The organism is Streptomyces sp. NPDC054840 (assembly GCF_053611065.1).
On record NZ_JBSGZP010000364.1, the window covers coordinates 1 to 7413 of the forward strand.

Here is a 7413-nt window from a genome sequence, read left to right on the forward strand (position 1 = left end):
GAGGGGAAGGCCCAGGATCGGGCATCCGTAACTCCTTGGAGAGGTAAGTGGGTCGGCCCGGATCCCGGGCGCGCTCGGCGGGCCAGGACAGGCAGGTGACCTGGCTGTCACGGCCGTCGGGCAGGTCCTCTTAGTCCCGCCTGCGGGCGATCTGCACGTTCTCCAGCACACCGAGCGCGTCGGGCACCAGGATGGCGGCGGAGAAGTAGGTGGTGACCAGGTACGAGATGATCGCCTGCTCGCTGATCCCCATGAAGCGGACCGAGAGGCCCGGCTCGTACTCCTCCGGCAGGCCGGTCTGGCGCAGACCGATGACGCCCTGGTTGTCCTCGCCGGTTCGCATGACGAGGACCGAGCTGGTGTTCTCCTTGCTGATCGGGATCTTGTTGCACGGCAGGATCGGGACCCCGCGCCAGGCCGGAACCTGCTGGCCGCCGACGTCGACGTGATCCGGGTAGAGCCCGCGGGCGTTGAACTCGCGCCCGATCGCGGCGATCGTCCGGGGGTGGGCGAGGAAGAACTTGGAGCCGCGGCGGCGGCAGAGCAGTTCGTCGAGGTCGTCCGGGGTCGGCGGGCCGGAGTGGGTCTGGATCCGCTGCTTGAAGGCGGCGTTGTGGAGCAGACCGAAGTCCCGGTTGTTGACCAGCTCGTGCTCCTGGCGCTCGCGCAGCGCCTCGATGGTGAGCCTGAGCTGTTCCTCGGTCTGGTTGTGCGGCCCGTTGTAGAGGTCGGCGACCCTGGTGTGGATCCGCAGCACGGTCTGCGCGATGGAGAGTTCGTACTCGCGGGGCTTGAGCTCGTAGTCGACGAAGGCGCCGGGCAGCTCCGCCTCACCGGTGTGGCCGGCGGACATCGCGATCTCGGCCTCACCGTGCTTGTTCTGGCGCTGGTGCGGGAGCGCGCTGAACCGGTTGATGTGCTCCTGGAGTTGTGGCGCCGCGGAGAGCACGGAGGCGAAGTCGCCGCGGGAGAGGGTGAGCAGGATGCCGGGCGTCTCGGCGGTGGCCGTGCAGTCCCAGGTGGCGTCGGCGTCCAGCAGGGCGTTCTCGCCGAACCGGTCGCCGTCGGCGAGTACGGCCACGGCGACGTCGTCGCCGTACTTGCCGACGGAGGTCTGGCTGATCCTGCCGTGGGCGATCAGGTGGATCTTGTCGGCGGCCGTACCGCGCTCGACGATCACCTCACCGGCCCGGAAGTCGCGCTGCACGCACCGGCCGGCGATCGCGGTCAGCACCTCGTCGTCCTCGAAGCCGCGCAGCAGGGCCAGTTCGCCGAGCTCGCGCGGGATCACCCGGACGTTCGCGCCGTCCTGGACGAACTCGATGGTGCCGTCGCCCACGGTGTACGTCAGCCGGCGGTTGACCCGGTAGGTGCCGCCCTTGGTCTCCACCCAGGGGAGCATCCGCAGCAGCCAGCGGGAGGTGATCTCCTGCATCTGCGGGGCGGACTTGGTCGTGCTGGCGAGGTTGCGGGCAGCCGCCGTGCTCAGGCTGGACTGCTGCGGCGGCTCCAGCTGGGCTTCCGGGCTGGTGTCAACGGTCATCGGGTGAGCTCTCCTTCGTAAGGGTGTGAACGGCGGGCGCGCGCGTCACCAAGGAACGAGGAAAAAGAGGGGCGAATCTCCGGGAATCCGTACAGATCCGGGGGAACAGTATCGGCCGGTACGCCCAGTTGGGCCTGAAAACCGTTGGCGTTAACTCGATACAGTGATCTCGCAGCCGAGGCGGTTTGCCGGGGTTGTCGACGATATTCGGCCTTACTCACGAACACGGCCGAAAAGCGGCGGGGCGGCGGTCAGTTACTGCAGCCGCCCTCACCTGCCGGAGCGTGTCCGCTCGGACGCCCCGGCCGCCATGGCTGCGCACCTGGGTGGCCAAGTCGTGCCATCCGGAACCGATTGATCACGTATGACATCTTCAAGGGCACATGGCCGGCCAGGAAGAGGAGGACCTGACGTGAGGACCCCGGACGCATCAACGTCCCGACGCGCGCTGCTCACCGTGGGAGCGGGGGCGGCGCTCGCAGCCGCACTGCCGGTGGGCACGGCGAGTGCCGCGTCGCCGGTGGCCGGGCTGCGCGCCCTGGAGCGCGAGTACGGGGCACGGTTGGGGGTGTACGCCCTGGACACCGCCACCGGCCGGAGCGTGGTCCACCGGGCCGGCGAACGGTTCCCCATGTGCTCGGTGTTCAAGACGCTCGCCGCGGCGGCCGTGCTGCGGGACCTCGACCACGACGGCGCGCAGCTCGCCAAGCGCGTCCACTACACGCTCCAGGACGTCACGGACGCGGGCGGCGGGTCGATCACGGAGAAGCCCGAGAACGTCGCGGGCGGCCTGACGGTCGCGGAACTCTGCTCCGCCGCCATCGCCCAGAGCGACAACGCGGCCGCCAACCTGTTGCTGCGCGAGCTCGGCGGCCCCACCGCGATCACCCGTTTCTGCCGCTCGCTGGGCGACCGTACGACCCGGCTCGACCGCTGGGAGCCCGAGCTGAACTCGGCGGAGCCGTCGCGGGTGACGGACACCACCAGCCCCCGCGCGATCGGGCGGACGTACGCCCGCCTCACGCTCGGTGACGCGCTGGACTCCGGAGACCGGGAGCGGCTGAACCGGTGGCTGCTGTCGAACACCACCAGCGGTGACCGCCTGCGGGCCGGCCTGCCGAAGGACTGGGCCGTCGCGGACAAGACGGGCGCCGGTTCGTACGGGACGAACAACAACGTGGGCATCGCCTGGCCGCCGGGGCGCCCGCCCATGATCCTTGCCATTCTCTCGACCATGCCGGAGGCGACGGCGCCGCGCGACAACACACTGATCGCCAGGACCGCGAAGCTGCTGGCGGACACGCTCGCCTGAGCCCGCGCCCGAGCCCGAGCCGAAACGGCGTACGCGGCGTCGCGCGGGCGTGAGACCCGGGAAGGGGACCGGCTCCGGCCGTGGTGAGCCGTGCCGGCCCCCTCCGGAGCCGTGGTCTACGGGTCCTACGGGTTCCTACGGAGCCATCTCGTACGTGCCGGACAGGGCCTCGACCCGCGTCCAGACGCGCGCCGCCCGCTCCTCGTCGACGACCGGACGCCGCACCGCGCCCAGCGCCCAGTCCTGCTGGGCCGCCGTCGCGGAGTCCTTGCCGTACAGCTCGACCGCGTGGCCGGAGAAGTCGCGCACGAGGACGGAGAACAGCTCGTCGAGTACCGACCCGTCCAGGTCCGTGAGGCGGGCCTGTTCAAGAATCAGCTGTCCGTACACGACGAGGGCGAACAGCTGGCCCACCGAGAGGAGGAAGTCGAGGTCGCGGCTCTGCTCCTCGTCCGGAGCGACGGTGGCCACGAAGGTGCAGAGGGCGTCGGCCTGCTCGCGGAACCGGGCCACGTTCGCCACGTCGACGTACGCGTCGTAGGCGGTCCGCCAGTCGTGGAACTGTACGGAGCCCAGGCCGCGGGCCGGCCCCTGCTGGAACAGGAAGGCGTCGTCGGCCGCGTCGAGCCGGGTCGGTACGGCCGGGTACTCCGCCGGGTTCAGCAGGTGGTTGCGCATGAACTTGAGGATCAGGGCGAGGTTGACGTGGACCGTGCCCTCCAGCTTGGGCAGTCCGCGGATCTCGATCGCCGCCTGCGCGAAGTAGTTGTCCTTCTCGAAGCCCTTGGCGGCGATGACGTCCCACATCAGGTCGATGACCTTCTCGCCCTCCGTGGTCACCTTCATCTTCGTCATCGGGTTGAAGAGCAGGTAGCGGCGGTCGTCCGGGCCGGCGGAGCGGAAGTAGTCGACGGCGCGGTCGCTGAAGAGCTTCATCCCGACCAGGCGGACGTACGCGTCGGCCAGCTCACGGCGCACGTGCGGGAAGGCGGTGACGGGGCGGCCGTAGAGGACCCGGTTGTGCGCGTGCGTGACGGCCTCGTACATCGCGTGCTCGCAGATGCCGATGGAGGCGGTGCAGAGGTTGAACTTGCCGACGTTGACGGTGTTCAGGGCGGCGTCGAAGGCGGCCCGGCCGGTGTGCAGCACGTCCTCGGCGCGGACCGGGTACTCGTCGAGCCGGAACTCGCTGACGTACTTGGAGGAGTCGACGACGTTCTTCACCAGGTTGTACGCCGGGTGACGGCTGTCGGCGGCGAAGAAGACGTAGCCGTCGGGGCCCTCGATGTCGGTGCGGCGGCCGAAGACGGAGACGAGGCCGGCGGCGTTGCCGTTGCCGATGTAGTACTTGGACCCGGTGGCGCGGAATCCGCCGGCGCCGTCGCCGTCCGGCTGCAGCAGCATGTCGGTGGAGTAGATGTCGGCGCCGTGGGTCTTCTCGGACAGGCCGAAGGCGAACACCTCGCCCTCGGCGAGCAACTGCGCGGCGCGGGCGCGGGCATCGGCGTTGTCGCTCTGCCAGACCGGGCCCAGGCCGAGGATGGTGACCTGCCAGGCGTACCAGTAGTCGAGGCCGTAGAAGCCGAAGATCTCGTTCAGGGCGGCGATCCGGGCGGTGTCCCAACGCTTGTCCGACTCCCCCTCGCCGGCGGCGGCCGGGGTCAGGAAGGTCGCGAAGAGGCCTTCCTTCGCGGAGAAGGCGAGGAAGTCGGCGAGCCAGGCGCGGGAGCGGTAGTCCTCGATCAGCCGGCGCTTGCCGCGGCTCTCGAACCAGTCGACGGTGGCGCGCAGCAGCCTGCGGGTCTCTGGGTCGAAGTGCGCCGGGTCGTACGTGTGCGGGTTGAAGAGCAGGGCGTCTGCCATGGGGGTTCACCTTTCGAGGGTTGGAGGAGGCGCGGTGAGGGGCCGGGCGAATGCGGGGGGAGGGGGATTGCCGGCGGGTGCGGGGGGTGCCGCCGCCGCGGCGCGATGCGGTTCGGGCGAGGTTCAGGCGGTGGCGGTCGGCGGGGTACCGCCGAGCCGGTGGAGGGTGGCGAGGACGTCGTCGAGCCAGGCGATCGTCATCCGCTCGAACGCGATGCCGCCGCGCAGCACGACGTGCTGGAGCTCCTGACCGGCGTCGAGCGGTGCGGGGGCGTCCGGCCCGGTGAAGTCGCGCCGTTCACCGGCGAGATAGCGGGCCAGCCGGTCGCTGTGCGCCCGGTGGTGCCGCTCGACCTCGTGGATCAGTGCGGCCGGGTCGTCGAAGGCCGCGCCGCGGATCTTGACGGCGAGGTCGTGGCGGAGGCTCTCGGGTTCGATCGGCTCGTGCAGCCATTCGGCGAGGGCGGTGCGGCCGGGGCCGGCGACGGAGTACTCCTTCTTGTCCGGTCGGCCCTGCTGCGGGACCTCGCGGGCGGCGAGCAGCCCGTTGCCCTCCATACGCCCCAGGACGCGGTAGATCTGCTGGTGGGTGGCGGTCCAGAAGTAGCCGATGGACCGGTCGAACCGGCGGGCCAGCTCATAGCCGGAGCCCGGCTTCTCCAGCAGGGAGACGAGGATCGCGTGGTCGAGCGCCATGCCCCGATCTTTCTATGCAACTCGTTGCATAGACAAGCGGCAGGGGTCAGGTGAGACGCGGCTCACCCGGCTGCCGGCGGAGCCGCCGAACGCCCCCACCCCTCTACCCGCCCACCTGCCCGCTCATTCGGCGCCGAGCCGCGCGCCCGTCCAGACGAGCGCCGGCGGGATCTCCCGCAGCCAGGTGTTGAAGCTGTGCCCGCCGCTGTCCAGAATGATCGACGACACGTGCGCCGGCGCCTTCACCTTGCGGATGAACTCCTGGGTCTCCCCGTAGTTCGGCTCGCCCCGCAGCGAAGACGTCACCAGGAACGAGGAGTTCCCCTGCGGTCGGTGGTCCAGGTGCCACAGCAGGTCGGATCGTTTTTCCTCGTCCTTGTTCCCCTTGAACAGATCACCTGAGTACTGGTCGATCTCGGGCCTGTACTCCGCCGAGAGCCCCACGCCGACCGTGTACGCCTCCGGGTGCTGCACCGCCATCTTCAGGGCGCAGTAGCCACCGGTGGAGTCGCCGATGATGCCCCAACTCCGCGGCGAGGTGCCCACGCGGTACGTGCCGGAGACCGCCTTGACGACATCCGCGCCGAAGAAGGCCTCGCTCTGCGGGCCCCCGGGGACGTCCACGCACTGGGTGTTGGGTCCGGCGATCGTGGGTCGCATCATCACCAGGATCATCGGCTGCACACGCTTCTGCTTCGCCAGGCTCCACGCCAGCCGTGGATAGTGCAGCTTCTTGATGAGGTTCTCGGCCATGCCCGGGTAGCCCGTGAGGACGACGGCTGCCGGGAACCTGCGCCGCTCGTCACTCTTGTCGAAGTACTCCGGCGGAAGGTAGACGTACGCCTCGGCAGCTGCCCGGGACCGCTCGCCGTGGATCATCACCTTCTCGATCACCCCACCCACCTGCGGGTTCCGGCCGCCGGGCACCTCCGGGGCCTGTCGGCCCAGCACCTCCACGGCCGCGCCGCCCGGGGCGGCCGGGGCATGGCGCTTCGTCCCGGCGAGGTCGGCCCAGGAGTCGTAGAGGAGGAAGGTCCGGTTGGCCGCGGCACCGACCGAGGCGAGAACCGTCAACTGCACGAGCGCGAGCAGCCCGACCCGGCCCAGCACCCACCGGATGCCGGGCCGCCCCAGCCGGGGCCACAGCCATACCGTGAGGGCGAACAACAGCGCCGTGCCCACCGCGACGCCAGCCATGAGCGTGCCACTCGTCAGACCCATAAGTCAGCGAACCTTCTGCGCCATCCGGTCCGGACGCTCGGGTCCGGATCGCTACCTTAGGGGGTAGCGCATCAGGCAAGAGGGGCTGATCGGGCCCCGCGTTCCCTCACGGAGGGCGCGGTGTCGGCGGGGCGGAGGGTCCGGCCACCCGCCCTGTCGAATCCACCGGCACGGCACTCCGTCCGGGCGATGCACGGGAACCCCGGGAGGGTGGGGGGCGTTGGTGCGACCATAGGAAGGCGATCAGCGGGATCCGACTTCCGATGACTTCGAGGGGAGCCGTTCATGAGTACGGCGAAAGACCTGTTCATCATCGCCATGGATCCGCAGCCGGACCGTTCGGTCGGCCAGGGTGACCTGTCGCTCGCCCTCGCGGGCGCCGAGCTGATCGACCTTCTCGACGTGCAGGCCGCCGTTCTGGACGGCGACCGCATCGTGCCGGGCGGTCAGCCCGGCTTGGACGACGAGCTCCTGGCCGAGGCCTCGTCGGCGCTCACCCGGCAGGCTCCGTACGAGCGGGTCGAGGACTGGCTGTGGCGCCGCGGCCGCGACCTCTCCGCCTCCTACCAGGCCGCCCTGGAGGAAGCCGGTCAGCTGACACGGGGACGGCGCGGGCTGCTGCCCTTCGGCACGGATCGCCTGGAAGTGGCCGACACGCCCGCCCACCGGCAGGCGCTGAGCCGCTGGGAGGCGGACGAGCCCGTCCTCGCTTCACTCGCCGCGGCCGTGGGCGTCCGCGGCCCGCGATCCGAGGACGAGCCGGGAACGGACGACGAAG

At 70.3% G+C, this 7413-nt stretch carries 6 protein-coding genes; 2 read left to right on the top strand and 4 right to left on the bottom strand.

Annotation, left to right across the window (positions count from 1 at the left end; genetic code table 11):
* Positions 1-130 precede the first annotated feature (130 nt).
* Positions 131-1543: a family 2B encapsulin nanocompartment shell protein gene (locus ACWGIU_RS23725; RefSeq protein ID WP_453708843.1), complete on the bottom strand. Its 1413-nt coding sequence runs from the start codon at positions 1541-1543 to the stop codon at positions 131-133.
* Between the two features lie 412 nt (positions 1544-1955).
* Here ACWGIU_RS23725 and bla point away from each other — a divergent pair, with 412 nt between their 5' ends.
* On the top strand, positions 1956-2855 hold the full coding sequence (bla, locus tag ACWGIU_RS23730; protein WP_453708845.1) for a class A beta-lactamase: 900 nt from the start codon (positions 1956-1958) through the stop codon (positions 2853-2855).
* 135 nt (positions 2856-2990) lie between these two features.
* Here bla and ACWGIU_RS23735 read toward each other — a convergent pair whose 3' ends face one another.
* The 3 genes from ACWGIU_RS23735 to ACWGIU_RS23745 form a co-directional block, all read right to left on the bottom strand.
* Positions 2991-4718 (bottom strand): acyl-CoA dehydrogenase family protein, encoded by a 1728-nt coding sequence (locus ACWGIU_RS23735; protein WP_453708847.1) that lies wholly within the window; start codon positions 4716-4718, stop codon positions 2991-2993.
* Positions 4719-4841: 123 nt separating this feature from the next.
* A complete protein-coding gene (locus ACWGIU_RS23740) occupies positions 4842-5414 on the bottom strand; it encodes a PadR family transcriptional regulator (RefSeq protein WP_453708849.1) in 573 nt (190 codons plus the stop codon).
* 123 nt (positions 5415-5537) lie between these two features.
* Complete coding sequence (locus tag ACWGIU_RS23745; protein WP_453708851.1) at positions 5538-6635, bottom strand: alpha/beta hydrolase; 1098 nt, start codon at positions 6633-6635, stop codon at positions 5538-5540.
* 285 nt (positions 6636-6920) lie between these two features.
* Here ACWGIU_RS23745 and ACWGIU_RS23750 point away from each other — a divergent pair.
* The coding region (locus tag ACWGIU_RS23750; protein ID WP_453708853.1) for a GOLPH3/VPS74 family protein at positions 6921-7413 on the top strand (493 nt) is incomplete at its 3' end.